26 protein-coding genes and 2 tRNA genes are annotated in these 23,264 nt (G+C 61.1%); 18 read left to right on the top strand and 10 right to left on the bottom strand.

Annotated elements, in window-relative coordinates; all coding sequences use genetic code 11:
* Window positions 1-220: hypothetical protein (locus tag ACXWUF_RS03870; protein WP_458493341.1), on the top strand; the 220-nt coding region annotated here is incomplete at its 5' end.
* 84 nt (window positions 221-304) lie between these two features.
* Here the strand turns inward: ACXWUF_RS03870 and ACXWUF_RS03865 are convergent.
* The 3 genes from ACXWUF_RS03865 to ACXWUF_RS03855 form a co-directional block, all read right to left on the bottom strand.
* A complete protein-coding gene (locus ACXWUF_RS03865; RefSeq protein WP_458493340.1) occupies window positions 305-874 on the bottom strand; it encodes a tyrosine-type recombinase/integrase in 570 nt (189 codons plus the stop codon).
* Window positions 792-1,535 carry a tyrosine-type recombinase/integrase gene (locus tag ACXWUF_RS03860; RefSeq protein ID WP_458493339.1) on the bottom strand — a complete coding sequence of 248 codons (744 nt, stop codon included), beginning with the start codon at window positions 1,533-1,535 and terminating at the stop codon, window positions 792-794. Before ACXWUF_RS03860 ends, ACXWUF_RS03865 begins: the two co-directional genes overlap by 83 nt.
* 302 nt (window positions 1,536-1,837) lie before the next feature.
* A tRNA-Ser gene (locus ACXWUF_RS03855) sits at window positions 1,838-1,925 on the bottom strand.
* 234 nt (window positions 1,926-2,159) lie between these two features.
* Here ACXWUF_RS03855 and ACXWUF_RS03850 point away from each other — a divergent pair.
* The gene (locus tag ACXWUF_RS03850; RefSeq protein ID WP_458493338.1) at window positions 2,160-4,826 is read left to right on the top strand and encodes a fused MFS/spermidine synthase; all 2,667 of its coding nucleotides are present in this window, start codon (window positions 2,160-2,162) and stop codon (window positions 4,824-4,826) included.
* 34 nt (window positions 4,827-4,860) lie between these two features.
* Here ACXWUF_RS03850 and ACXWUF_RS03845 read toward each other — a convergent pair whose 3' ends face one another.
* The gene (locus ACXWUF_RS03845; RefSeq protein ID WP_458493337.1) at window positions 4,861-5,316 is read right to left on the bottom strand and encodes a Slp family lipoprotein; all 456 of its coding nucleotides are present in this window, start codon (window positions 5,314-5,316) and stop codon (window positions 4,861-4,863) included.
* A gap of 82 nt (window positions 5,317-5,398) precedes the next feature.
* Window positions 5,399-5,986, bottom strand: a complete 588-nt coding sequence (locus tag ACXWUF_RS03840) for a Slp family lipoprotein (protein WP_458493336.1) — start codon at window positions 5,984-5,986, stop codon at window positions 5,399-5,401.
* A gap of 196 nt (window positions 5,987-6,182) precedes the next feature.
* Between ACXWUF_RS03840 and ACXWUF_RS03835 the strand changes: the two genes are divergently transcribed.
* The 16 genes from ACXWUF_RS03835 to ACXWUF_RS03760 all read left to right on the top strand — a co-directional run bounded on the left by ACXWUF_RS03835 (window position 6,183) and on the right by ACXWUF_RS03760 (window position 19,520).
* A tRNA-Val gene (locus ACXWUF_RS03835) sits at window positions 6,183-6,259 on the top strand.
* A 58-nt stretch (window positions 6,260-6,317) separates the two neighbouring features.
* Window positions 6,318-8,234: a threonine--tRNA ligase gene (thrS, locus tag ACXWUF_RS03830; RefSeq protein WP_458493335.1), complete on the top strand. Its 1,917-nt coding sequence runs from the start codon at window positions 6,318-6,320 to the stop codon at window positions 8,232-8,234.
* Window positions 8,235-8,255: 21 nt separating this feature from the next.
* Complete coding sequence (gene infC / locus ACXWUF_RS03825; RefSeq protein WP_458493342.1) at window positions 8,256-8,783, top strand: translation initiation factor IF-3; 528 nt, start codon at window positions 8,256-8,258, stop codon at window positions 8,781-8,783.
* 25 nt (window positions 8,784-8,808) lie between these two features.
* Complete coding sequence (rpmI, locus tag ACXWUF_RS03820) at window positions 8,809-9,006, top strand: 50S ribosomal protein L35 (RefSeq protein ID WP_458493334.1); 198 nt, start codon at window positions 8,809-8,811, stop codon at window positions 9,004-9,006.
* A gap of 34 nt (window positions 9,007-9,040) precedes the next feature.
* Window positions 9,041-9,388, top strand: a complete 348-nt coding sequence (gene rplT / locus ACXWUF_RS03815; protein WP_458493333.1) for a 50S ribosomal protein L20 — start codon at window positions 9,041-9,043, stop codon at window positions 9,386-9,388.
* 93 nt (window positions 9,389-9,481) lie between these two features.
* Window positions 9,482-10,504 (top strand): phenylalanine--tRNA ligase subunit alpha, encoded by a 1,023-nt coding sequence (pheS, locus tag ACXWUF_RS03810; RefSeq protein ID WP_458493332.1) that lies wholly within the window; start codon window positions 9,482-9,484, stop codon window positions 10,502-10,504.
* 21 nt (window positions 10,505-10,525) lie between these two features.
* Window positions 10,526-12,901, top strand: coding sequence for a phenylalanine--tRNA ligase subunit beta (pheT, locus tag ACXWUF_RS03805; protein ID WP_458493331.1), 2,376 nt, complete (start codon window positions 10,526-10,528; stop codon window positions 12,899-12,901).
* 3 nt (window positions 12,902-12,904) lie between these two features.
* Window positions 12,905-13,216 (top strand): integration host factor subunit alpha, encoded by a 312-nt coding sequence (locus tag ACXWUF_RS03800; RefSeq protein ID WP_458493330.1) that lies wholly within the window; start codon window positions 12,905-12,907, stop codon window positions 13,214-13,216.
* A 133-nt stretch (window positions 13,217-13,349) separates the two neighbouring features.
* The gene (locus ACXWUF_RS03795; protein WP_458493329.1) at window positions 13,350-13,478 is read left to right on the top strand and encodes a YjbQ family protein; all 129 of its coding nucleotides are present in this window, start codon (window positions 13,350-13,352) and stop codon (window positions 13,476-13,478) included.
* Between the two features lie 92 nt (window positions 13,479-13,570).
* Complete coding sequence (gene argC / locus ACXWUF_RS03790) at window positions 13,571-14,605, top strand: N-acetyl-gamma-glutamyl-phosphate reductase (RefSeq protein ID WP_458493328.1); 1,035 nt, start codon at window positions 13,571-13,573, stop codon at window positions 14,603-14,605.
* 121 nt (window positions 14,606-14,726) lie between these two features.
* The gene (gene prmB / locus ACXWUF_RS03785; RefSeq protein ID WP_458493327.1) at window positions 14,727-15,650 is read left to right on the top strand and encodes a 50S ribosomal protein L3 N(5)-glutamine methyltransferase; all 924 of its coding nucleotides are present in this window, start codon (window positions 14,727-14,729) and stop codon (window positions 15,648-15,650) included.
* Window positions 15,619-16,290, top strand: a complete 672-nt coding sequence (locus ACXWUF_RS03780; RefSeq protein WP_458493326.1) for an arylesterase — start codon at window positions 15,619-15,621, stop codon at window positions 16,288-16,290. Before prmB ends, ACXWUF_RS03780 begins: the two co-directional genes overlap by 32 nt.
* Window positions 16,291-16,318: 28 nt before the next feature.
* Window positions 16,319-16,498 carry a hypothetical protein gene (locus ACXWUF_RS03775; protein ID WP_458493325.1) on the top strand — a complete coding sequence of 60 codons (180 nt, stop codon included), beginning with the start codon at window positions 16,319-16,321 and terminating at the stop codon, window positions 16,496-16,498.
* A gap of 254 nt (window positions 16,499-16,752) precedes the next feature.
* Window positions 16,753-17,094 (top strand): hypothetical protein, encoded by a 342-nt coding sequence (locus tag ACXWUF_RS03770; RefSeq protein ID WP_458493324.1) that lies wholly within the window; start codon window positions 16,753-16,755, stop codon window positions 17,092-17,094.
* Between the two features lie 76 nt (window positions 17,095-17,170).
* On the top strand, window positions 17,171-18,271 hold the full coding sequence (aroC, locus tag ACXWUF_RS03765; RefSeq protein WP_458493323.1) for a chorismate synthase: 1,101 nt from the start codon (window positions 17,171-17,173) through the stop codon (window positions 18,269-18,271).
* A gap of 85 nt (window positions 18,272-18,356) precedes the next feature.
* Entirely contained in the window at window positions 18,357-19,520 is a 1,164-nt protein-coding gene (locus ACXWUF_RS03760; RefSeq protein WP_458493322.1) for an MFS transporter, read from the top strand.
* An 18-nt stretch (window positions 19,521-19,538) separates the two neighbouring features.
* Here ACXWUF_RS03760 and sufT read toward each other — a convergent pair whose 3' ends face one another.
* The 5 genes from sufT to ACXWUF_RS03735 all read right to left on the bottom strand — a co-directional run.
* Window positions 19,539-20,093, bottom strand: a complete 555-nt coding sequence (sufT, locus tag ACXWUF_RS03755) for a putative Fe-S cluster assembly protein SufT (protein ID WP_458493321.1) — start codon at window positions 20,091-20,093, stop codon at window positions 19,539-19,541.
* Window positions 20,094-20,170: 77 nt separating this feature from the next.
* The gene (locus tag ACXWUF_RS03750; protein WP_458493320.1) at window positions 20,171-20,905 is read right to left on the bottom strand and encodes an SDR family NAD(P)-dependent oxidoreductase; all 735 of its coding nucleotides are present in this window, start codon (window positions 20,903-20,905) and stop codon (window positions 20,171-20,173) included.
* On the bottom strand, window positions 20,902-21,639 hold the full coding sequence (locus tag ACXWUF_RS03745; RefSeq protein ID WP_458493319.1) for an HAD family hydrolase: 738 nt from the start codon (window positions 21,637-21,639) through the stop codon (window positions 20,902-20,904). Before ACXWUF_RS03745 ends, ACXWUF_RS03750 begins: the two co-directional genes overlap by 4 nt.
* Window positions 21,636-22,349 (bottom strand): bifunctional 2-polyprenyl-6-hydroxyphenol methylase/3-demethylubiquinol 3-O-methyltransferase UbiG, encoded by a 714-nt coding sequence (ubiG, locus tag ACXWUF_RS03740; RefSeq protein ID WP_458493318.1) that lies wholly within the window; start codon window positions 22,347-22,349, stop codon window positions 21,636-21,638. Before ubiG ends, ACXWUF_RS03745 begins: the two co-directional genes overlap by 4 nt.
* 599 nt (window positions 22,350-22,948) lie before the next feature.
* Window positions 22,949-23,264: hypothetical protein (locus ACXWUF_RS03735; protein ID WP_458493317.1), on the bottom strand; the 316-nt coding region annotated here is incomplete at its 5' end.

Genomic DNA, 23,264 nt, shown 5'->3' with positions numbered 1-23,264 from the left:
GATGGGCAAGGAAGCGCAAACCGTGGCCCTGTGGGAGAAGGCCGACGCGCTCAAGCCCGACGTGGATTTCCTGTTCCGGCACATCTACCGGCAAACCGCCATCAACCGGAACGACAACTACCGGGAACTGGTGGAACGCCTCAACCACACCGACCGCTGCGAGAACGACGCCCGGATGCTGTTCAAGGCCACGGCAACCGGCTGGGACAAGGCCGCGTAAGCCCGCGCCCACGGTGCCAGGAAGGGCGGGCGGAAGCCCTTACCGCTGGCCCAGTCCGAAAAAAGAATGTCGTGCGGAAGCCCATCATTGAGCGCCGCGCTTGAGCGGGATGACCTTCGCCCCGTTCTTCAAGCCGTCCAGATAATCCGCCCATCCCTGCATCATCCGCCGCCGCTCCGGCAGGTGTTCCGTCCGATTGTATGCCGCCCGGACCTTGTTCCGTTCCGCATGGGCAAGCTGGCGTTCGATGGCGTCCCGGTTCCACCCCTGTTCATTCAAGATGGAACAGGCCATGGCCCGGAAGCCATGCCCGGTCATTTCATCGGAACCGTAGCCCATCCGTCGCAGCGCCGCGTTCACCGTGCCATTGCTCATAGGCCGATCCTCTGAGCGCTCACCCGGAAACAAGAACCGCCCCGCGCCGGTCATGGGGTGAAGCTCCTCCAGAACCGCCAGGGCTTGCGTAGACAGCGGCACGATATGCGCATCCTTCATCTTCATGCGGGCGGCAGGAATCCGCCACTCGGCCCGCTCAAGGTCGAACTCGGACCACTCCGCCCCGCGCAACTCGCTAGGCCGGACAAACACCAAGGGGGCCAGCCGCAAGGCGCAACGCACGATGAACGAACCCTCGTAGCCGTCGATGGCCCGCAACAGTTCGCCTATCGCCTTGGGTTCCGTGATGGCCGCGAAGTTGCCCTTGGTCCGAAGGGGGCAGAGCGCCGCGAAGGTCGGCGGTCGGGTCGCGCTCCGCCCGGCCCGTCGCCACGGCGAAGCGGAACACCTGCCCCACGGCCTGCTTGGTGCGGTGCGCCGATTCCAGCGCCCCCCGGTCCTCGATCCGCCGCAATGCCGCCAGCAATTCCGGGGCTTTCAGTTCCGCGATAGGCCGCTTCCCCAGCCAAGGAAGAATGTCCTTCTCGATACGGCGCATGACATTGAGTTTGTGGCTTGCTGCCCAGCGGGGGGAAAACCGTTCCAGCCATTCCCGGTAGATGGCTTCAAAGGATTCGGAAGTCGCCGTCTTGGTGGCCTTCCGCTCGGCGCTCGGGTCGATGCCTTGGGATAGCAGCTTGCGGGCTTCGTCGCGCTTGTCCCGCGCCTCCTTCAAGGTGACTTCCGGGTACACGCCCAAGGCCAGACGCTTTTCCTTGCCGTCGAAGCGGTACTTGAGCCGCCAATACTTCCCGCCCTTGGGAGTGACTTCGAGATACAGGCCCGCCGCGTCCGCCAGCCGGTAGGGCTTATCGGTGGGCTTGCCGGATGGCGCGATTCCAGGCTTGGCGTTTCTTATCGCCGTGTCGGTGAGAGGCATAGTTTCCCCTTGGGTGCTGGTTGCTCTTGATGGAAAAACCGGCGGGGATTTGTGCCCGGATATGCCCCCAGCCCATGCGCTGGAACCCGCATGTTCAGGGAAACGGGGGCATGAATTCGTGTTTTGGGTAAAGGCTTGGGGGCATCTGCCCTTCGACCGGGGGTCTATGCCCCCATTTGTGCCCCCACAATGGCCCGGCTGTAGCCGGTTTTACCCGGATTTCTTCGGACAACAAAAAACCCGCAATGCATTGTAGCACGCGGGTTTGATGGACTTTCCCGGACTTCTCCGGTCAAGGAGATTGGCGGAGAGAGAGGGATTCGAACCCTCGATACGTTTCCGTATACACGATTTCCAGTCGTGCGCCTTCGACCACTCGGCCACCTCTCCAACAGCCGCGCATTATAATCAGGTTTAACGCTGTTGTCAGGGGGTGTTCGAAAATACCTGAACGGATGGCGCTATATGGCTGATTTGTATGGGGATTGGTGGCGGCGGGGAAACGCACCAACAGCGGGGTGACGCTGTTTGACGGCAGCCGGGGCCGGGTGGCAGCGAAAAAACACACCGCTTTGCGTTACGCTACCCCGCCTTCCAAGTAAAGCTGCCACAGGAACTCCCCGCTTGATTTACCCCCTCGTCTTCCTTTCCGGCCTCGCCAGCCTCGTCTACGAAATCGCCTGGATACGGCAATCCTCCTTCGCCTTCGGGTCCAGCGCCCTGGCCCTGTCCACCGTCCTCGCCGTGTTCTTCCTGGGGCTGGGCCTGGGAAGCTGGCTGTTCGGGTGCATCGGCACGGCGGCGCGGCGACCCCTGCTGTGGTGCGCGGGGCTGGAACTGCTGCTGGCCCTGAACGGCTACGCCAGCCCGGAACTGTTCGACTGGGCCGAGACACTGTTCGGCCACGTCTACCTAAGCTTCGAACCCGGCTCCGGTGCCCTGCTGGCCGTGCGCGGCGGGTTGGTGACGCTGCTGTTGCTGCCGCCAACCCTGCTCATGGGCGGCACCTTGCCGTTGTTCTGCCGCCAAGCCATCCACGACCCGGCGCGGATTTCCACCCATTTGGGCTGGCTGTATGGCGTCAACACGCTGGGGGCCACGCTGGGTTGCGGCCTGGCCGGGTTCCTGCTGCTGCCGACGCTGGGCTTGAACGCCACGCTCCACGCCGCCGCCGGCTTGAATGTGGTGGTCGGCCTGGGCTTCGCGTGGCTGGGGATGGCGGCGGGACCGTTGCCGCTGCCGGATGACCCATCCGGCGCTGGCCTCACCCGTGACGAAACCGCCGCCGACACCCCGCCGCGTTTCCTGCCGGGGCTGCTGTTCTTCCTGATTGGCGCGGTCGCCTTGGCGAATGAGTTGATCTGGGCGCGGTTCTTCACCCATTTCATTCGCAACTCGGTGTACACCTACACGGTTGCCTTGGGCGTGGTGCTGGCCGGGACGGCGCTGGGGAGCCTCGCGGCGGGGCATAGCTTCGACCGGTCGCGGGGACCACGTAGCTTGCTGACGACCTTCGCCGGATTGCAGGCCGTCGCGGCGGCGTTGACCTTGGGGCTGACCCATTTGCCCGCCGAGTTCTGGCGCTCGCTGATTCCGTGGGGCGTGCTGCCCTACGTGTTGCTGATGCTGCCGCCCGCCCTGGTCGCCGGGGCGTGTTTCCCGCTGCTTAACCGCGTCGTCGCCCACGATCCGCGCCGGGCACCCCGCGATATCGGCTACATGACCGCGCTGAATATTCTCGGCTGCATTGTCGGCTCGCTCGTCACGGGCTATGGATTGCTGCCGTGGTTGGGGCTGGATGCGGCGATTTATGCGGCGGCGGGGGGCGGGATTTTGGCGGCGGGGTTGGGGATGTGGGGCAGTAGCAATATAGCTCCTGAGGCTCTTTCCGTTCTTAAAGATATGGCCGCAAATAATTTCCCGAATTCATCCCGCCTCATTGTAGGTCGGGCTTTAGCCCGACAGGTCGGACTGAAGTCCGACCTACGGATTCCGGGAAGTTATTTTTCACCAATTCCTAAGTTTGCGACCGCTACAGTGCTTGCCGCCGCTCTATGGCTAACTCTGCTGACCTTCTCCCCGGTCCGGGTGCCCCATGACTTCATGAACGACGGCGATGTGCTGCTGGATTTGGTCGAGGGCTATAACTCCAATCTCGCCGTGGTCCAGCGCAAACAGGTGAAAACACTGCTCATCGACCGGCTATGGCAGGGCGTCGAGCATCGCAATTATCAAATCATGGTGGCCCACGTCCCGATGCTGCATTACCCCGACGCCAAGGAGGTGCTGGTGGTCGGCCTGGGGGCGGGGACCACGGCGGGGCGGTTTCTGCGCTATGGCATCGAGCAACTGCATATCGTGGACATCGAACCCCGGCTGTTCGACTTCACCCGCAAGCATTTCGCCTCGGCTTGGATGGACGATCCACGGGTGCGGTTGATCCGTGAGGATGGGCGCAATTACCTCAAGCACACCGGGCGGCAATACGATGTGGTGTCGGTGGAAATCGGGCAACTGGACCGGCCCGGCGTGGGCGTGTTCTACACCCGCGAGTTCTACCGGGAAGTCCACGCCCGCTTGCGCCAGGACGGCATGATCGTCCAGTTCGTGCCGCTGAGCTTCCTGCGTCCGGCGGAATTCGCCAGCGTGCTGAAAACCTTCCTCGCGGTCTTTCCCAATGCGCGGCTCTGGTACAACACCGAAGAGCTGCTGTTGATCGGCTTCAAGGGCGAAACCCGCCGCCCGTCGCCGCTAAGCTTTGTCCAGACCGTGACGGAGCTTGGCCTGCGGGATGATTTGGACATGTATTACTGGGGCGGCTCGAACTACGTGCTGACGCGGTTTCCGGTGTTCCTGGCCGGATTCCTGGCGGCGGGGCCGGAACTCTCGGCGCTGGCGGATGTTGCCCCGGCGGAGGAATGGACCGACGACCGGCTGCAACTTTCCTACAGTGTCAGCGATTACGACTGGCGGGGCCGCCGGGCCATGATGCTGGTGCCGTTCCTGCAACAGCATTTATCGCCCATAGACGAAGGCGCGGTGCCGGGTTCGACCGACGCGGGCTCACTGGACACGGCCCGCCGCCTCCGCGACTTGAACGTGGCGGACATCGCCGCGTCGGACATCCTCGACCAACTCGACACCCAGCCGCCGCTCAGCCCGCAGACTGTTTATGAGCGGGCTAACGAGGCGTTGCGGTGGAATCCCAAGAGTTTGGCGGCGCAGTTCCGGTTGCGGGCGGCGATGATGGCGATGGGGCAGGGCGGCGGGACGGAGGAAACGGTCCCATAGCCGTAGGCCGGACTTAAGTCCGGCCTACAACCCGCTAAAACCCGAACGAGAACCCAATGCCAACATGAATGGGCGAGTAATAGGTCGGGGACTCGGGCAGCAAGGCCAGTTCCAAGGGGCGCAACAACGGTTGCGGTGGGGCACCAGTGGTGGCGGGAAGGGTGCCAATCACCCGTCCGGCTGCGGAGACCCGTCGGCCCGGCTGGTAAATCAAGCGGTCGAGATAGCCGGGATACAGCAGGGACACGCGCCCAAGAGCCGGGTCACTGGTGTTGGGGAAGCCGCTCTTTGAGGTGGGATAGCCGAGAATTTCCAGCCGGGTGCCATCCGGGCGGTTCTCGACGCGGAGGATGTTTCCAGCGACTAGGATGACCTGTCCAATGTGGTGTTCGGGCACTTCGACCACCTCGCCCAAGGTGACGCCCGGCGAAACTTGGCGCAGGCTTTCCCCGGACAAGGCTGACACGCAGCCGACCAGTTGAAACAGCACGAAGGCGAATGCGGCCAGCGCAAGGCGGCCGGATGGGAAAGAGAATGGGCCGGGTTTCATGGGGTGGGGGCTGGATGGCCGGCTACCAATACGGATACCAATAAGGGTAATAGCCGGGCCAACCACGTCCCCATGGACCCCCGCCGCCGTAGTAATACGGGTAGTAATAGCCGCCTTGGGGCTGGTTAGGCCACAAGTGGATTTGGCGGCAGTTCACGACCGGGTAAGGGTATTGGGTTTGATCGAGGGGGCGCTCCTCGCGGCCTTGGATTTCCCCGGCGATGGTGACTTCCCGACCCTTGACGTAGATGGCCGAATCCAGAAAGCCGGGGCATCGCGCCAGGAATCGGCCAAACGATTGGTCCGTGTCCTCGGGGCGGTCGTCGAAGCTGTCCAAGGGTTTTTGCAGGATTTCGAGTTCAGTCGCCTTGGTCTGGTTGGTGGCCTGCACGATGCTGCCACCTAGCAGCACAGTTTGGCCTTTGTGGGCTTCGGGGTTGGCGCTGATTTCGGCGAACGAGGGCTGGCGCTTGGCGTCCTTACGCAGTTGAGCGGAGAAAGGGCTGGCGTTACAGCCGACCAGCGCAAGGGAAATCAATAGCCACCAAAACCCCGCCGAGGCTGTCGATAATGAGGCTTGGAGGTAACGGCTGTTTGTTTTCGTGTCCATTTCGCCACCCTTGAATTGCGGTTGTTGAGGGCGCTTGGTCAGCGCGGGAATGGATAAGGCCCAAGCCCGACGCGGGATATGTTCCGGGTGGAAATGGGGTGCCCGATTAGACCATGCCCAGGCCAGGGTATGCGTCCGTTGAAAACAAGTATTGGCTTTCACGAAAAAGCTCATTATAATCGCCGCTCTTGATTGCAGGCGCGTAGCTCAGTTGGTTAGAGCACCACCTTGACATGGTGGGGGTCGTTGGTTCGAGTCCAATCGCGCCTACCAAATCCTAAAGAAAAGCATCGCATGGCGATGCTTTTTTTGTTAGCGAGGTTTTAAGTTCATGCCCGTGATAACGCTGCCCGATGGTTCGACCCGCGATTTTGATCGTGCGGTCACGCTCATGGAAGTGGCTGAGTCCATTGGTCCAGGGTTGGCGAAAGCGGCCTTGGCCGGTCGCGTCGATGGCAAGTTGGTCGATTTATCCCACACCATCGAAGCCGATTCCGCTGTCGCCCTGGTGACGGGTCGCGATGCGGACGGGCTGGAGGTTGTCCGCCACTCCACCGCTCACTTGTTGGCCCAAGCCGTCAAGTCGTTATACCCAAAAGCCCAAGTGACCATTGGTCCGGTAGTGGACAACGGCTTCTATTACGATTTTTCTTTCGAGCGCCCCTTCACGCCGGAAGACCTCGCCGCCATCGAAAAAAGGATGGAGGAACTGTCGGCCCAGGTGATCCCCGTGAAGCGGGAAGTCATGCCACGGGATCAAGCCATCGAGTTCTTCACCGGGCTGGGCGAAGCCTACAAGGCTGAAATCATCCGCGACATTCCCGCCGGGCAGGACATTTCGCTCTACACCCAAGGCGATTTCACCGACCTGTGCCGGGGTCCGCATGTGCCGGATACCGGCAAGTTGCGGGCCTTCAAGCTGATGAAAATCGCGGGCGCTTACTGGCGCGGCGATTCCCGCAACGAGATGCTGCAACGCATCTACGGTACGGCTTGGACGGACAAGAAAGACCTCAAAGAATACCTGCATCGGCTGGAAGAAGCCGAGCGGCGCGACCACCGCAAAATCGCCAAGACGCTGGACCTGTTTCACTTGCAGGAAGAAGCGCCGGGCATGGTGTTCTGGCATCCCAAGGGCTGGGTGCTGTGGCAGGTGGTCGAGCAATACATGCGCGGCGTGTTCCGCGACAACGGCTATCAGGAAATCCGCACGCCGCTGGTCGTCTCTCGTACCCTGTGGGAAAGGTCCGGGCACTGGGATAAGTTCCAGGCCGAGATGTTCACCACCAAGTCGGAATCGCGGGACTACGCCATCAAGCCGATGAATTGTCCCTGCCATATCCAGGTGTACAACCAAGGCTTGAAGAGCTACCGCGAACTGCCGTTGCGCTTGGCCGAATTCGGCTCCTGCCATCGCAATGAGTTGTCCGGCGTGCTGCACGGCATCATGCGGGTGCGCGGCTTCACTCAGGACGACGCGCATATTTTCTGCGCCGAGGAGCAGATTCAGGATGAAGTGTCCCGCTTCATCGACTTGCTGCGCAAGGTTTACGCGGATTTTGGCTTCCACAAAGTATTGGTGAAGCTTTCGACCCGGCCCGCCCAGCGGGTGGGTTCCGACGAGGTATGGGACAAGGCCGAAGCAGCCCTCGAAGTCGCCCTGAATAGCAAGGGCATCGCCTTCCGGTTGCAACCAGGCGAGGGCGCGTTCTACGGGCCGAAGATAGAATTTTCCCTGGCCGACTGCCTGGACCGGGTGTGGCAATGCGGCACGATTCAAGTGGACTTCTCCATGCCTGAGCGGCTCAGTGCCGTATACGTGGCCGAGGATGGTTCCAAGCGGACTCCGGTCATGCTGCATCGCGCCATTTTGGGTTCCATGGAGCGGTTCATCGGGATTCTGATTGAGCATTTCGCCGGGTATTTCCCGCTGTGGCTCGCGCCCGTCCAGGCCGTGGTTATGAATATCACCGACGCGCAAGCCGAATATGCGGAAACCGTGGTAGCGGAATTGCGGGCGCAAGGGTTAAGGGTCGAAACCGACTTGAGAAATGAGAAGATCGGCTTTAAAATCCGCGGGCATTCCATGCAGCGCGTGCCTTATCTCCTCATCGTCGGTGATAAAGAAGTCGAATCCCGCACCATTTCCATGCGTACCCAGAAAGGCAAGGATTTGGGCAGTTTCGATTTGCCGAGTCTGATTCAAACGCTTACCGAAGAAGTGGCAAGCCGCGCTGTGGCTCAATAATCGACTTTGGAGGAATAGGATATCAGTGCCGAAAGAAAAGAGCCGCGCCTGAACGACGAGATCATGACGCCTAGCGTCAGATTGATCGATGCGGAAGGCAGGCAGGTCGGGGTTGTCTCGAGTCGGGAAGCCAAACAAATGGCTTACGAGGCCGAGTTGGATTTGGTCGAGATTTCGCCCGGCGCCGATCCGCCCGTTTGCCGAATCATGGATTATGGAAAATTCCGATTCGAGCAAAATAAAAAGCTTCAGGTCGCCAAGAAAAAGCAAAAGCAGATTCAGGTCAAGGAAGTCAAATTCCGTCCTGGTACCGACGAAGGCGATTATCAGGTCAAGATGCGCAGCCTTATCCGTTTTCTAACGGAAGGCGATAAAGCCAAAGTAACCGTGCGCTTTCGTGGTCGGGAATTAAGCCATAAGGATCTAGGCATGGAACTGCTGAAAAGGATTGAGACCGATTTAATCGAGCACGCGACCGTCGAGCAGTTCCCCAAAATGGAAGGCAAGCAAATGAGTATGACGCTTGCGCCAAAAAAGAAGAAAACCTGATTCCAAAGTTTAACCGGAGAGTATCATGCCGAAGTTGAAAACCAATCGCGGCGCAGCAAAACGTTTCAAGAAAACCGCGTCTGGTGGTTTCAAGTGCAATCATTCGCACCGCCGTCACATTCTGACCAAGAAGACCACCAAGCGGAAACGCCAGTTGCGCAGCCCGAATATGCTGCACGCTTCGGATGTGAAGAGCGCGTCCCGTTTGTTGCCGTATAGCTAAGTTTTATTATCTGACCTAGAAAGAAGAGGGTCCCATGCCAAGAGTTAAACGGGGGGTCACTGCGAGAGCCCGCCACAAGAAGGTGCTCAAGCAGGCCAAAGGTTATTACGGTGCCCGCAGCCGCGTTTATCGCGTTGCCAAGCAGGCCGTTATCAAGGCAGGCCAATATGCCTACCGCGACCGCCGCCAGAGGAAGCGTCAGTTCCGTGCGCTGTGGATCGTCCGCATCAACGCCGCCGCCCGCGAATTTGGTCTGTCTTATAGCCGCTTCATGAACGGCCTCAAGAAAGCTTCCGTCGAAATCGACCGCAAGGTGCTGGCCGATTTGGCGGTGCGCGACAAGGACGCCTTCGCCGAACTGGCCAAAATCGCTCAGGGCTAATCTCTGAGCCGATTCTTTCGGGAAAGACGCTTCCCACAGCTCTTTCCCGTATCCCCCCTCGCAATACCGTCGTTCCCATAGGCAAGGCTAGTCATGGCATCCCTTGAAGAGGCACTCGTACAGGCGCAAAGGGAACTGGCCGAGGCCGATACCCTCATCAAATTGGATCAGGTCCGGGTTCAGTACCTTGGCAAGAAAGGGCTGTTCACTGAGCGCATGAAAGAATTGGGCAAGCTCCCGCCCGAGCAGCGCAAGGAAGCCGGTGCCCTCATCAACTGCGCCAAAGATCAGTTTTCCGCCGACCTGGAAGCCCGCAAGTCCGCGCTGGAAGTGGCCGAACTGGAGCGGCGCCTCGCCCGCGAAACCATCGACGTGACCTTGCCGGGCCGGGGCCAACGCACCGGCGGCTTGCATCCGGTCACTTTGACCCTGCGGCGTATCTCGCAATTGTTCGCCAATGTCGGCTTTGAAATCGTCGAAGGCCCGGAAGTCGAGGACGATTACCACAACTTCGAAGCCCTCAACATCCCGAGTTCCCATCCGGCTCGGGCCATGCACGACACCTTCTATTTCGACGAACACACCCTGCTGCGTACCCATACCTCCCCGGTGCAGGTGCGGATCATGGAATCGCGCACGCCGCCCCTGCGGGTGATTGCTCCGGGTCGGGTGTACCGCTGCGATTCCGACCTGACCCACACCCCGATGTTCCATCAGGTGGAAGGCTTCCTGGTCGATGAGAATGTCAGCTTCGCCGACCTGCGCGGCATCCTGTACGAGTTCCTGACCCTGTTCTTCGAGAAGGACATGCAGGTGCGGTTCCGCCCGTCTTATTTCCCATTCACCGAGCCATCCGCCGAAGTCGATATCCAATGCGTCATCTGTGGTGGCGGCGGTTGCCGGGTGTGCAAGCAGAGCGGCTGGCTGGAAGTGATGGGCTGCGGCATGGTCCATCCCAAGGTGTTCGAGTTCGTCAATATCGACTCCGAGCGCTACACCGGCTTTGCTTTCGGCCTGGGTGTGGAGCGCCTCGCCATGCTCCGCTACGGCATCAACGACCTTCGGCTGTTCTTCGAGAACGATCTCAAGTTCCTCAAGCAGTTCGCCGCCTTCTAAGAATCACACACGGCTGTCCCTATGCGCTTCAGCGAAGCCTGGCTACGAGAATACGTCAATCCCCCCATCACGACGCCCGAACTGGTCCATCAACTGACCATGGCGGGTCTGGAAGTGGGCGGGTCCGAACCCGCCGCCGGTGCTTTCAGCGGCGTGGTGGTGGGCGAAATCCTGGAAACCACGCCCCACCCCCAGGCCGACCGGCTCAAGGTTTGCCGGGTCGCCGCCGGTTTGGCCGAACCCCTGCAAATCGTCTGCGGCGCCCCCAACGCGCGCGCCGGGATGAAAGCGCCTTTGGCTTTGGAAGGCGCGGAATTGCCGGGCGGCCTCCAAATCAAGCGTTCGGAACTGCGCGGCGTGGCGTCCTTCGGCATGATGTGTTCGTCCAAGGAATTGGGCATCGACGACAGCGCGTCGGGCTTGCTGGAATTGCCCGCCGATGCGCCGACCGGGGCCGATCTGCGTGACTATCTCAAGCTGGAAGATGCCATCCTCGAAGTCGATTTGACGCCCAACCGGGCCGATTGCCTGAGTGTTGAGGGCATCGCCCGCGAGGTCGCCCTGCTCAACGGCTTGGACTTGAATGGTCCCGATATTCAGCCCGTGACCGTCACGACCGACGCCATCCTGCCGGTGCAGATCGAAGCCCCCGAAGCCTGCCCGCGCTACCTCGGACGCTATATCAAGGGCGTATCCCGCAACGCCCCGACCCCGTTATGGATGAAGGAGCGCCTGCGCCGTTCCGGGCTGCGTTCGTTGGACGCCGTGGTGGATGTCACCAATTACGTCCTGCTGGAAATGGGCCAGCCCTTGCACGCCTTCGACGCGGCCAAGCTGGGCGGCGGCATCCGGGTCCGCTATGCCCAGGCCGGTGAAAAGCTGCGCCTGCTGAACGATCAAGAATTGGAGCTGCACGACGACGCGCTGGTGATTGCCGATGCGAGTAAATCCCTCGCTTTGGCTGGCGTGATGGGCGGCAGCGAATCCGCCGTCAGCGAGACCACCGCCGACATCTTCCTGGAATGCGCCTTCTTCTCGCCCACCGCGATCATGGGCAAAGCCCGTCGCTACGGCCTGAACACCGATTCCTCCCACCGCTTCGAGCGCGGCGTCGATCCCGACATGCAGGCACGGGCCATCGAACGGGCCAGCGGGTTGATTCTCGCCATCGCGGGCGGTGAGGCCGGGCCGGTGGTGGAGGCCGTCAGTCCCGGACGCTTGCCCAAGCGCGAACCCATCCTGCTCCGCGCCAGCCGTATCAGCAAGCTGTTGGGCCTGGACATCGAACCCGCCCGCGTGGCCGACATCCTGGCCCGCTTAGGCTTAAGCCCCGAAGCGACGCCCGAAGGTTGGCGGGTGACGCCGCCCGGTTTCCGCTTCGACATCGCCATTGAGGCCGATTTGATCGAGGAACTGGGCCGGGTCTATGGCTACGACCATTTGCCCCGGCGCCATCCGACCATTCCCGCCGCGATGCGCCCGGTGTCCGAGGAGCAGTTGGAACTCGACCGCGCCAAGGATTTGCTGGTGGACCGGGGCTATCAGGAGGCGATTACCTACAGCTTCGTCGAGCCGGGGCTGCAAGCGCTGATCGAACCGGAAATTCCCCAACTGGCCCTCAAGAACCCCATTTCCGCCGAACTGGCCGTGATGCGCACTGGCTTGTGGGTGGGGCTGTTGGACGCGGCCTTGAAGAACAGCTATCGCCAGCAGGACCGGGTGCGTCTGTTTGAATCCGGCCTAAAGTTCGCGCAACGCGACACCATCGAACAGCGTAAGTCCATCGCCGGTCTGGTCATGGGCGCGGTGTTGGAAGAGCAATGGGGCGAGAAGCAACGCCCCGTCGATTTCTACGACCTCAAGGCCGATGTGGAAGCCATCGTGCGGCTAACGGGCCGATCAAGCGTGCTGAGTTTCGTCGCTGGCACCCATTCGGCGCTGCATCCCGGCCAGACCGCCGAAATCCACCTCGACGGCGAACCGCTGGGCTGGATCGGCATGTTGCATCCACGCCTGGAGAAGCAACTCGGTTTCGAGCGCAACGTGTTCCTGTTCGAACTGGATCAAGACGTGCTGCTCCAGCGGCGCGTGCCCAAGTTCAAGCCCCTGTCCAAGTTCCCCATGGTGCGCCGCGACATCGCCGTCATTGTCGATGAGTCCGTCCGGGTGGATCGCCTGATTGCCGCCGCAGAAGGGCAGGGCAGTGGCCTGCTCCGCGAGGTTGTGGTGTTCGACGTGTACCGGGGGCAGGGCGTGGAAGCTGGCAAGAAGAGCGTGGCGCTGGGCCTGTTCTGGCAGGACGATTCCGAAACCTTGACCGACGCCCGCGTGGACACGGCAGTGGCCGACGTGTTGGCAAGCTTGGCGAACCAATTCGCCGCCAAACTGAGGGATTGAACCATGGCGTTAACCAAGGCTGATATGGTCGAAAAGCTGTTCTTCGAGTTGGGCATCAACAAGAAGGACGCTAAAGATTTGGTGGATCAGTTCTTTGAAGAGGTCAAAACCGCGCTGGCCGATGGCCGCTCGGTCAAGTTGTCCGGCTTCGGCAATTTCGATCTGCGCGACAAGAGCCAGCGACCGGGCCGGAATCCCAAGACCGGCGAGGAAATCCCCATCACCGCCCGCCGTGTGGTGACGTTCAAGCCGGGGCAGAAGTTGAAGATCAAGGTGGAAGCCTTCGACGAGCATACCAAGGCCAGCGCTCAGTAACCCGGCCCCGTTTCCGCGCCGTCGCCATCACTTTAAGCCATTCGCCGGAGCGCAAGGTTTGCCTTGCGCTCCAACGCGGGACGGTTTACTTAAGCCCAAGCTCTCTTGGCTTGGCGTTTCCGGCGAGTGACCCATGCGCGAAATCATCACCCTCATCCACGGTCGGCTGGGCCTGTCCCGCTGGCAAACTATCGCCTTCTACGAATTCGACGGGCCACGCCGTGAGCGGCGGATCGCTTGCACCGTCATTGCGGATCGTTAAGCTTTGTAGGTCGGGCTTTAGCCTGACCTAAACACGGCTCCGGATCGGGCTAAAGCCCGACCTACCCAACACCCAAACACGAGGAAACACGCATGATCCGAGTAGGCATCGTCGGCGGCACCGGCTATACCGGCGTGGAGTTGCTGCGCATTTTGGCCCTACACCCTGAGGCCGAAATCGTCGCCGTCACCTCGCGAGGCGACGCGGGCAAGCGGGTCGATGAGATTTACCCCAACCTGCGCGGCCATATCGGGACGGTATTCGTCGAGCCTAACCTTGACGCGCTCTCCGGTTGTGATGCCGTGTTCTTCGCCACACCCAACGGCACCGCGATGCGGATGGCGCCCGGCCTGTTGGCGCGGGGCGTCAAGGTCATCGACCTGGCCGCCGATTTCCGCCTGAAAGACCCGGCGGTGTGGGAACACTGGTACGGCGAACCGCACGCCTGCCCCGAGTTGCTGGAGGAAGCGGTCTACGGCTTGCCGGAAGTGAACCGGGAAGCCGTGAAATCGGCGCGGCTGGTGGCCTGCCCCGGCTGCTATCCGACCTCCGTGCAGCTTGGGCTATTGCCGTTGTTGGAAGCGGGCGCCATCCGCCCCGAGCGGATCATCGCCGACGTGAAATCCGGCGTAAGCGGGGCCGGGCGCAAGGCGGAGATTCCCATTTTGATGAGCGAGACCGGGGAAAGCCTCAAGGCGTACAGCGTCAAGGGTCATCGGCATTGGCCGGAAATCCGTCAGGGCTTGGAGCGGGTGACGGGCGGGCCGGTGGGCCTGACTTTCGTGCCGCATTTGATTCCGATGATCCGGGGCATTCACGCGACGGTGTACGCCGATTTGGCCGAGGGCGCGGCCCCCGATTTGCAGGCGCTTTATGAGGCGCGCTATCGGGACGAGCCGTTCGTGGATGTGTTGCCAGCGGGTTCGCACCCGGATACCCGCAACGTGCGCGGCGTGAACCGCTGCCAGATTGCCGTGCATCGACCCATGGGGGGCAATATCGTGGTGGTGCTGTCGGTGATCGACAATCTGGTGAAGGGCGCGGCGGGGCAGGCGGTGCAGAATTTCAATCTGATGTTTGGGTTGGATGAGATGGCGGGATTGCGGGGCGTGGGGCTTTATCCGTGATGTACGAAGCCAACATAGCTCGGGTGGGGACACCGTCAAATTCAGAAAGATCGAAGTAGCTGAGAATTCCCAGAATCCACTCCGCTTTTTGTTAAGCCAGATAACTCCCCAATCAACCAACATGAACAACCGCCAAACCACCCTGGAAACCCTCGCCACTCTGCGCGATTACGTCCGCTACGCTGCCAGCCGCTTCACCGAAGCAGGTTTGTTCTACGGTCACGGCACGGCTGGGCCGCTCGACGAAGCCGCTGCCTTGGTGCTGCACACCTTGCACCTACCCTATGACCTGCCTGGTGGTTACTTCGAGGCCAAGCTGGTGCCGGAGGAACGGGAAGCAGTGCTGACCCTGATCGAGCGCCGCGTCGCCGAACGCAAGCCGCTGGCCTACCTCACCCACGAAGCGCCATTCTGCGGCCTGTCGTTCTACGTGGATGAGCGGGTGCTGGTGCCGCGCTCGCCCATCGCCGAGTTGATCGAAAACCAGTTCGCGCCCTGGCTGGACGCCGAGCAAGTCACCGACATCCTCGACCTTTGCGCCGGCAGCGCTTGCATCGCCATCGCCTGCGCCCACGCCTTCCCCGAGGCACGGGTGGATGCCGCCGACATTTCTTTCGACGCCTTGGCCGTCGCGCACATCAATATCGACAAGTTTGAGCTTGGCGAACGGGTGCGGGCGGTGGAGTCGGATGTTTATAGCGGGCTGGGGAATCAGCGCTACGACTTGATCGTCAGCAACCCGCCCTATGTCAGCCTCCCGGAATGGCAAGCCTTAGCGCCCGAATATCACGCCGAACCGCGCATGGGTTTGGAATCCGGGCCGGATGGCTTGAATTGCGTGCGAAGAATTCTGCGGGAGGCCCATCGCCACCTGAAACCTAACGGCATTTTGGTGGTGGAAGTGGGCAGCGCCGCCGAGCCTTTGATGGCGGCCTATCCCGACGTGCCGTTTTGCTGGCTGGATTTCGAGCGGGGCGGGGAGGGCGTGTTTCTGCTGACCGCGGAACAGGTGAATGATTTCGCCGAATCATTCCGGGCCGCGTGAGGTGGGCGCGATGGTGAAGGGGAATGAAATGCTGGGTTGGTGGCGGGTGTTTGGCATGGTGGCGTGGTTGACTTGTTTGACGTCATGCGGCTCCGGCCCAAAGTTGCCGAACTTGCCGACCGACGCGAAGATCCTGGCGTTCGGCGACAGCCTGACTTACGGCACTGGCGCCAACCCGGAGCAAAGCTATCCGGCGGTGCTGCAAGGCTTGATAGGCCGCGAGGTGGTAAACGTCGGCATTCCGGGCGAAATCAGCGCGGATGGCTTGGCGCGTTTGCCGGGCGTGTTGGACGAAGTGCAGCCGAAGTTGCTGATTCTCTGCCACGGCGGGAATGATTTCCTAAAAAACCTGGGTGAACAAGGTGCCGCCAACAACGTCCGGGCAATGATCCGGCTTGCCCAGGAGCGCGGCATCGGCGTCGTGCTGATTGGCGTGCCCAAGTTCGGCATCCTATTTTCGCCGCCGACGTTCTACGGGCAAATCGCCGAGGAGTTCGGCATTCCTTTCGAGCCGGACACGCTGAGCCAGATCATCCGCGACAACGCGCTCAAGTCCGATTCGGTCCATCCCAACGGGGCGGGCTATCGGCTGCTGGCGGAGGCGGTGGCGGCGCGGTTGCGGGCGGCGGGGGCGATTTGAGCGGAGATTGGGTGGGGGAATCCGCGCAATGGAAGAAAGATCAAAAGCTCGGCAGGCTATTGGCGAAGCGCGGCATCAACGGGTCTGGCCTGTCAGCCGCATTAAGCCGCAAGGCAGAATGGCGCAGCACACCTTGGATGCGCTCCGGGATTATCGGCATATCCCGGAAGTTGGCGCGTTTTTGAATGAGCTGATATCCAAGCAGTAGCGGATTGATAGCCGACTCTGGCACTACTTTAAGTACAAGTATCAATGGGATGATCCGCTTCGTTCCCCGGAGGAGTTGGATGAGCGATTCGAGGCGGTTCTACGGGATAAAGACGCTACCGTGCATCCGATTGGTGAGCGCTATATCATTCATTCACAGTTGGCCGGGCGCTGGGCCATCATTGATTCGCGGGGATTCAGGATCACCGTTTACCGGCCCACTGAGCAAGATTTGGAAAACCTGGAGACACCGCTATGGACTATCGCTACTCTGTTCGCCTGAAGAATTACCGTTGGCAGGTTGATACCGCCTTGGAAGTCGGTGAAGGGCTGTCCTTGCGGCAGGAACGCGAAAAACTGGCGGCGCTGGATTTATCGGCGGGCGAACGCGCCGAGTTGGCCGAGATTGACGCGGGTGCCTTGGAGTTCCTAATGGACTTGGATTATGTGGCACCTTATCTGCTCGCTGACGATCCGACCCAGCCGCTCGAATATTGGTGGTGGCATTTGGGTAAGCTCCGGGCCGGTCATTATCCGGCGGAGTATCTGCCGGAGCATTTGCGCCCCCTCTATCGACCAGCCGCCCGCGCCGCGTGAGTCCAGCTAAGTCGGCTTGTTAGGCAGCGCATAATCGGTTTTTCTATTTTGAAATTTTCTAACTTTTCTTTTCTCCATGTCAGGCAACACCCTCGGCAAACTCTTCACTATCACCTCCTTCGGCGAAAGCCACGGACCCGCCATCGGCTGCATCGTGGACGGCTGCCCGCCGGGCCTCGAACTATCGGAGGCCGATCTTCAACCCGATCTGGACCGCCGCCGCCCCGGCAAATCCCGCCACACCACCCAGCGCCGCGAGCCGGACGAGGTGCGGATTTTGTCCGGCGTGTTCGAAGGCAAAACCACCGGCACGCCCATTGGCTTGCTCATCGAGAACGTGGACCAGCGCTCCAAGGACTACGGCAACATTTCCGAGCAATTCCGGCCCGCCCACGCCGACTACCCCTACCACATGAAGTACGGCTTCCGCGACTATCGGGGCGGCGGGCGCTCGTCGGCGCGGGAAACCGCCATGCGGGTCGCGGCGGGGTCCATCGCCAAGAAATATCTGCGGGAAAAATTCGGCGTGGACGTGCGCGGCTATCTGGCGCAACTCGGCCCCATCAAGATCGACTTCGTGAGCTGGGACGGCATCGACGACAACCCGTTCTTCTGCCCGAACCCGGACCAGGTGCCGGAATTGGAAGCCTACATGGACGCCCTGCGGAAGGAGGGCGATTCCATCGGCGCCCGCGTCAACGTGGTCGCGACCGGCGTGCCGCCCGGCTGGGGCGAGCCGATCTTCGACCGGCTCGACGCCGAACTGGCCTACGCACTGATGAGCATCAACGCCGTGAAGGGCGTGGAAATCGGCGGTGGCTTCGGCTGCGTCGAGGCCAAGGGCACCGAGTTCCGCGACGAAATCACCCCCGAAGGTTTCTTGAGCAACCACGCGGGCGGGATTCTCGGCGGTATTTCCTCCGGCCAGGACATCCTCGCCAGCATCGCCTTGAAACCCACGTCCAGCCTGCGCCTGCCGGGCCGCTCGGTGAATCTGCGGGGCGAGCCGGTCGAGGTCATCACCACCGGGCGCCACGATCCCAGTGTCGGCATCCGCGCCACGCCCATCGCCGAGGCCATGATGGCCATCGTGCTGTTGGACCACGCCTTGCGCCATCGCGCCCAATGCGGCGATGTCCGGGTAGACTTGCGGCCCATCCCGTCACAAGCGCCGTAAGCCATTTGTGGGAGTGGCCTTCAGACCACGACTGTTTGTAGTCGTGGCCTGAAGGCCACTCCCACGGGATCACAGGGGAAGTTGTTTGCCATACCCACCCGCCAAGTTGCCGTACATCCGACTGTCCGGCGTCTATTTCTTCTACTTCTGCGCCCTGGGCGCCATCCTGCCGTACTGGCCGATTTACTTGGAGGGGATGGGCTTCGATCCCATCCAAATCGGCCAAATCATGGCGCTGCCCGCCGCCACCAAGGTGGTATCCCCGAACCTGTGGGGCTGGCTGGCCGACCGCACGGGCCGCTCGTTGCGGCTGATCCGCTGGGCGGCGTTCCTGACCGTGGCGAGCTTCGCCGGGATGTTCTGGTCGGTGGGCTTCATGGAAATGGCGCTGGTCATGCTGGTGTTCAGCTTCTTCATGAACGCCATCATGCCCTTGGTCGAGACCGTCACCCTAGGCCACCTGCACCGCGCCCCCCACCGCTACAGCCGGGTGCGGATGTGGGGTTCGATTGGCTTCATCGCCACCGTGGCCGGTTTGGGCCGGGCCTTCGATGGCCTGCTGCCGGTGGCTTATTTGCCGGAGGCGGTCGCGCTGCTGTTCGGCGGATTGTGGCTGAACAGCCTGTTGGTGCCGGCCTCCGGGCGGGAGAACCACGGCGAGGGCCACGGCTCCATGGCCGGCATTCTTAAGCGGCGTGGGGTGATGGCGTTCTTCGTGGCGAGCGTGCTGCTGCAAATGGCCCACGGGCCGTATTACGTGTTCTTCTCGGTCTACCTGGAAGACCACGGCTTCAACCGGGGCGACACCGGCCAGTTGTGGGCCTTGGGGGTGTTGGCGGAGATCGCCTTGTTCATGGTGTTCCATCGGCTGCTGCATCGGGTCGGGACGCGGGGCATCCTGCTGGGAAGCCTAGCCCTCAGCGTGGTCCGCTGGCTGCTGATCGCCTGGGGCGTCGATCACCTGGAGCTGCTATTGCTGGCGCAAGTGCTGCACGCCGCCAGTTTCGGGGCCGTCCACGCGGTGTCGATCCACTTGATTCATCACTATTTCCGGGGGGCGCATCACGCCAAGGGGCAGGCTCTATATAGCAGCCTGAGCTTCGGTCTGGGCGGGGCGTTGGGGAGTTTGTTGAGCGGTTACGCCTGGGAGGCATGGGGTCCGCATTGGCTGTATACGGCGGCGGCGGGGTTCAGCTTGTTGGCGCTGGTGATTGCTTGGCCGGGGGTCGGCAAGGCGGAAGCGGCGTGAAACCGCCCCCGCCCGAATTCAAATCATCCCCAACTGCACCTTAGCCACCTCCGACATCATGTCGCGCCCCCAGGGCGGATCGAACACCACCTCGACGTTGACCTTGCCCACGCCGGGCAGATTCTTCACCGCCGCCTCGGCGTCGTATTGCAGCACCGGACCCATGCCGCAGCCGGGCGCGGTGAGGGTCATGATGATATGCACGTCGTTGTCGCCGTTCTCCGTGGGCGTGACCTTGCAGTGATAGACCAGCCCCAAATCGACAATATTGACCGGGATTTCCGGGTCGTAGATGGTTTTCAGCACTTCCCAGACATTTTTCTCCACCGTCTCCGGGTCAATGCCGCATTCCAGATGGCTGAGAATCGGCGGCTCCTTGCCCAGCGCGTCGGCGTCGTTGCCAGCGATGCGGACCATGTAGCCCAGTTCCGTGGTGACGGTGTAATTGCCGCCCAAGGATTGATAAAGCGTCACCAAATGCCCGGCGTTCAGCACGCTGGGCGTGCCCTCGGGGATTTGAACCACGTTGACGTCCCGTTTCAGGACGATGCTTTCTCTACCGTAACCGTACATACAAATCTCAAGCGGGTTTCAATCCACGTCCCTGATGGGGCGAATTTGGAAAAGGTTATCCCTCTCTAAAATAAACTCTATCCCCCTAAAGGGGGAGGTTTCAAACCGAAATTTGTTTTCGATGAATTTGTTGGACTGAGCAATGCCACGATGCGCTCCCCGTGGACCGCCGGGTCGGCCAGCGCGGCGCGGTTTTCGCCGGGATAGGCCTTGTGCCGGATCGGGCTGCGCATGGGGCCGGGGGTGAAGACGTGGACCTTGAGTCCGAAGCTCTCGGTCTCGTCCGCCAAGATGCGGGCGTAGCCATCCAGGCCGATCTTCGCCACGCCGTAAGCGCCCCAGTAAGCCTTGCCCGATCCGACGGCGGAATCGCCCGTGAACACGACCGAGCCACCGCCCGACTTGACCAACAGCGGCAGCAATTCGCGGGTCAGCAGGAAGGGCGCGGTGAGGTTGACATGCAACAAGCGCACCCAGCGTTCGCCGTCTATGTCGGCCAGCGGTCCCAGATGGCTGATTTCGGCGGCGCAATGCACGAGTCCGTGCAGGGCACCGAGTTCCTGTTCCAGGATGGTCGCCAAGTCCAGGTAATCCTTCTCCGCCGCGCCCGCCAAGTCCAGCGGGTAGATGGCGGGCTGCGGGCCACCGTCGGCGACGATCTCGTCGTACAGCTTTTCCAATTTAGGGATGGTCCGGCCCAGCAGCACCACGGTGGCCCCGGCGCGGGCGCACGCCTTGGCGGCCACCGATCCCAAGGCGCCAGTCGCCCCGGTAATCAGCACGGTGCGGTTATTCAGGGGTAATCCATTCATGGTGTGGTTCCTCCGTCCAGCCAAATGAGCAAGTCCTCGGGGTCGTTGAGCCAGCCATCCGCGCCCCAGATTTCCGCATCGTAATCCGCCGGGATGTAGCCGTACAACGCGGTCAAGGTCGTCATGCCCGCCCGGCGCCCGGCTTCCATGTCCTTGGCCGCGTCGCCGATGAAGACGCAGCGGGCGGGGTCGTGGCCCAGGCGGCGGCTGGCTTCCAGCAGGGGCAGGGGGTGGGGTTTCTTTTCCGGCGTGGTGTCGCCGCTGATGATGCAGGCGGTGCGGGCGGCGAGATTCAGCGCTTCCGCCAGCGGGTCGGTGAAGCGGCTGGTTTTGTTGGTGACAATGCCCCACGGCAGGCCGCGTTCGTCGAGGCTATCCAGCACGGTTTCCATGCCGTCGAAGAGGCGAGTCCGGTCGGCGAGGTGAACCTGATAGATATTCAGCATCCGTCGCAATAGACGCTCGAAATCTTCCTCGCCCGGGCCAGCGGTGCGGGGCACGCAGCAGAATTGGTCTTTGGCGCTCGCGGTGGGGCGGGCCAGCGCGTAAGTCAGCATGGCCCGGCCACCGCCGGAAATGTACGGCTTCACCTCGTCCGCCGGGCAGGTCGGCAGGCCCGCTTCCGCCAGTGCGCCGTTGAGGGCGAAGATCAGGTCCGGCGCGGTGTCCAACAAGGTGCCGTCCAGGTCGAACAGCACGGCGGTCACGGGCGGTTGGGGTACCGTCCCGGTCATTCTTCCGGCCTCGTGTAGGCCGCGAGGTAGTTCACGTCGATGTCGCGGCGGCTCAGGTTGAATTGCTGGGTCAGCGGGTTGTAGACGATGCCTTCCATGCCGAGCAAATCCAGCCCGGCGTCCCGCGCCCAATGGCTCAATTCGGACGGGCGGATGAAGGTGGAGAAGTCGTGGGTGCCCTTGGGGATCATCTTAAGCAGGTATTCCGCCGCGACGATGGAGAGCAGGTACGCCTTAAGGTTGCGGTTGAGGGTGGAGAAGAACACCCGCCCGCCCGGCTTCACCAGTTTGGCGCAGGCCCGCACGATGGATGCGGGGTCGGGGACGTGTTCGAGCATCTCCATGCAGGTGACGTGGTCGAAGCTGGCGGGTTGCTCCTCGGCGAGGGTTTCGACGGGGACGCGGTGGTATTTCACCGTGACGCCGGATTCCAGGCCGTGCAGGTCGGCCACTTCCAGCAGTTCCGCGCCCAGGTCGATGCCCATCACGCTGGCCCCGGCCCGCGCCAGTCCTTCGCTAAGGATGCCGCCGCCGCAGCCCACATCCACGATGCGCTTGCCTTCGAGGTCGGCGAACGAGCGGATGAATTGCAGCCGCAGCGGGTTGACCGCGTGCAGGGTTTTGAATTCGCCGGTGGGATCCCACCAGCGCTCGGCCAGGGCGCCGAATTTGCGGATTTCGTGTTCGTGGACGTTGGGGGTGGAGGTCATGATTTTTCCTTTCTTGGGGTACGTCATGCGAATCTGGGACATTGAGTGGCACGTACAGCGCACCTAAACTAGGCAGAAGTTTGATTTGATATTTCCATATCGGGGGGTATTTAGCCTGAGTAATTAACTCGTGCAGATCAAGCAAAGCAATATGGATATTCGCGCTTAGTTCGCGCATTTCTTCAACAGAAACTTTTTCTACGCGAGGCTTCATTTGGCCTCGCGCACTTAAAGAGGAGGCATATATTTCATTATTGGATTTATCATATATAAGTGAAGTGTGCATGTATTTATTTCTCTCTCCTTGCACGCGCTTAATTTTTTTAACGACCTCCCTATAGTTACCGAGTTGTGGGAATTCATCATGAAGTTCATGGCAAAGGGTTTCAAGAATATCAATTCGCTGCTTGAAGTTCGTATGAGCCGTAACTACTGCCGATCTCCAATCTAAGATTTGCTCGTAACCAGAAAGCTTGCTTATGGCTAGATTTACGTCAGACTCAAGGGCACCAAATAAAACTGATATCCGTCCTAATTCCATCAGGTATTCGGTTGGTAAAGGCCAATTTTCAGGTAAGTTATAATTCAAAGGAAGCCCCTTAATTTAAGTCCAAATTCCGCTTGTTATTGGAGTTAAGAATCTTAGTCCTTCCGGCCCGATGTTCGGCTAATGCCTCCTCGGCAAGCTGAGCCAACAACTCCTGTGACTGTTCAAATAACACATCCCAGCGTCGCTCCGACTCTAGGTCGGCCAGAATCCGACGAGCTAGTTCATTTTGTTCGGTATCGGGAAGTTCGGAATTATGTAGCAGCCGCACAAAGATTGAAGAAGGGCGCCTCGCTAGCGAATCGTCCTCCAGAAAACGCCATATTCGGCCCTGACAGCCTCGTGGAATGGCATGGGAAAGTCCGAGG

It is taken from the genome of Methylomagnum sp., from assembly GCF_054333355.1.
Note: the sequence above shows the minus strand (reverse complement) of the source record. Positions and strands in the feature narration are given on the sequence as shown.

Coding starts and splice junctions, on each gene's coding strand:
- ACXWUF_RS03840 (WP_458493336.1), bottom strand. CDS start 5,986: ATGGACACGAAAACAAACAGCCGTTACCTCCAAGCCTCATTATCGACA.
- sufT (WP_458493321.1), bottom strand. CDS start 20,093: ATGTACGGTTACGGTAGAGAAAGCATCGTCCTGAAACGGGACGTCAAC.
- ubiG (WP_458493318.1), bottom strand. CDS start 22,349: ATGACCTCCACCCCCAACGTCCACGAACACGAAATCCGCAAATTCGGC.
- ACXWUF_RS03745 (WP_458493319.1), bottom strand. CDS start 21,639: ATGACCGGGACGGTACCCCAACCGCCCGTGACCGCCGTGCTGTTCGAC.
- thrS (WP_458493335.1), top strand. CDS start 6,318: ATGCCCGTGATAACGCTGCCCGATGGTTCGACCCGCGATTTTGATCGT.
- rpmI (WP_458493334.1), top strand. CDS start 8,809: ATGCCGAAGTTGAAAACCAATCGCGGCGCAGCAAAACGTTTCAAGAAA.
- argC (WP_458493328.1), top strand. CDS start 13,571: ATGATCCGAGTAGGCATCGTCGGCGGCACCGGCTATACCGGCGTGGAG.
- pheS (WP_458493332.1), top strand. CDS start 9,482: ATGGCATCCCTTGAAGAGGCACTCGTACAGGCGCAAAGGGAACTGGCC.
- pheT (WP_458493331.1), top strand. CDS start 10,526: ATGCGCTTCAGCGAAGCCTGGCTACGAGAATACGTCAATCCCCCCATC.
- ACXWUF_RS03800 (WP_458493330.1), top strand. CDS start 12,905: ATGGCGTTAACCAAGGCTGATATGGTCGAAAAGCTGTTCTTCGAGTTG.
- prmB (WP_458493327.1), top strand. CDS start 14,727: ATGAACAACCGCCAAACCACCCTGGAAACCCTCGCCACTCTGCGCGAT.
- aroC (WP_458493323.1), top strand. CDS start 17,171: ATGTCAGGCAACACCCTCGGCAAACTCTTCACTATCACCTCCTTCGGC.
- ACXWUF_RS03780 (WP_458493326.1), top strand. CDS start 15,619: ATGATTTCGCCGAATCATTCCGGGCCGCGTGAGGTGGGCGCGATGGTG.
- ACXWUF_RS03795 (WP_458493329.1), top strand. CDS start 13,350: ATGCGCGAAATCATCACCCTCATCCACGGTCGGCTGGGCCTGTCCCGC.
- ACXWUF_RS03860 (WP_458493339.1), bottom strand. CDS start 1,535: ATGCCTCTCACCGACACGGCGATAAGAAACGCCAAGCCTGGAATCGCG.
- rplT (WP_458493333.1), top strand. CDS start 9,041: ATGCCAAGAGTTAAACGGGGGGTCACTGCGAGAGCCCGCCACAAGAAG.
- ACXWUF_RS03750 (WP_458493320.1), bottom strand. CDS start 20,905: ATGAATGGATTACCCCTGAATAACCGCACCGTGCTGATTACCGGGGCG.
- ACXWUF_RS03770 (WP_458493324.1), top strand. CDS start 16,753: ATGGACTATCGCTACTCTGTTCGCCTGAAGAATTACCGTTGGCAGGTT.
- ACXWUF_RS03775 (WP_458493325.1), top strand. CDS start 16,319: ATGGAAGAAAGATCAAAAGCTCGGCAGGCTATTGGCGAAGCGCGGCAT.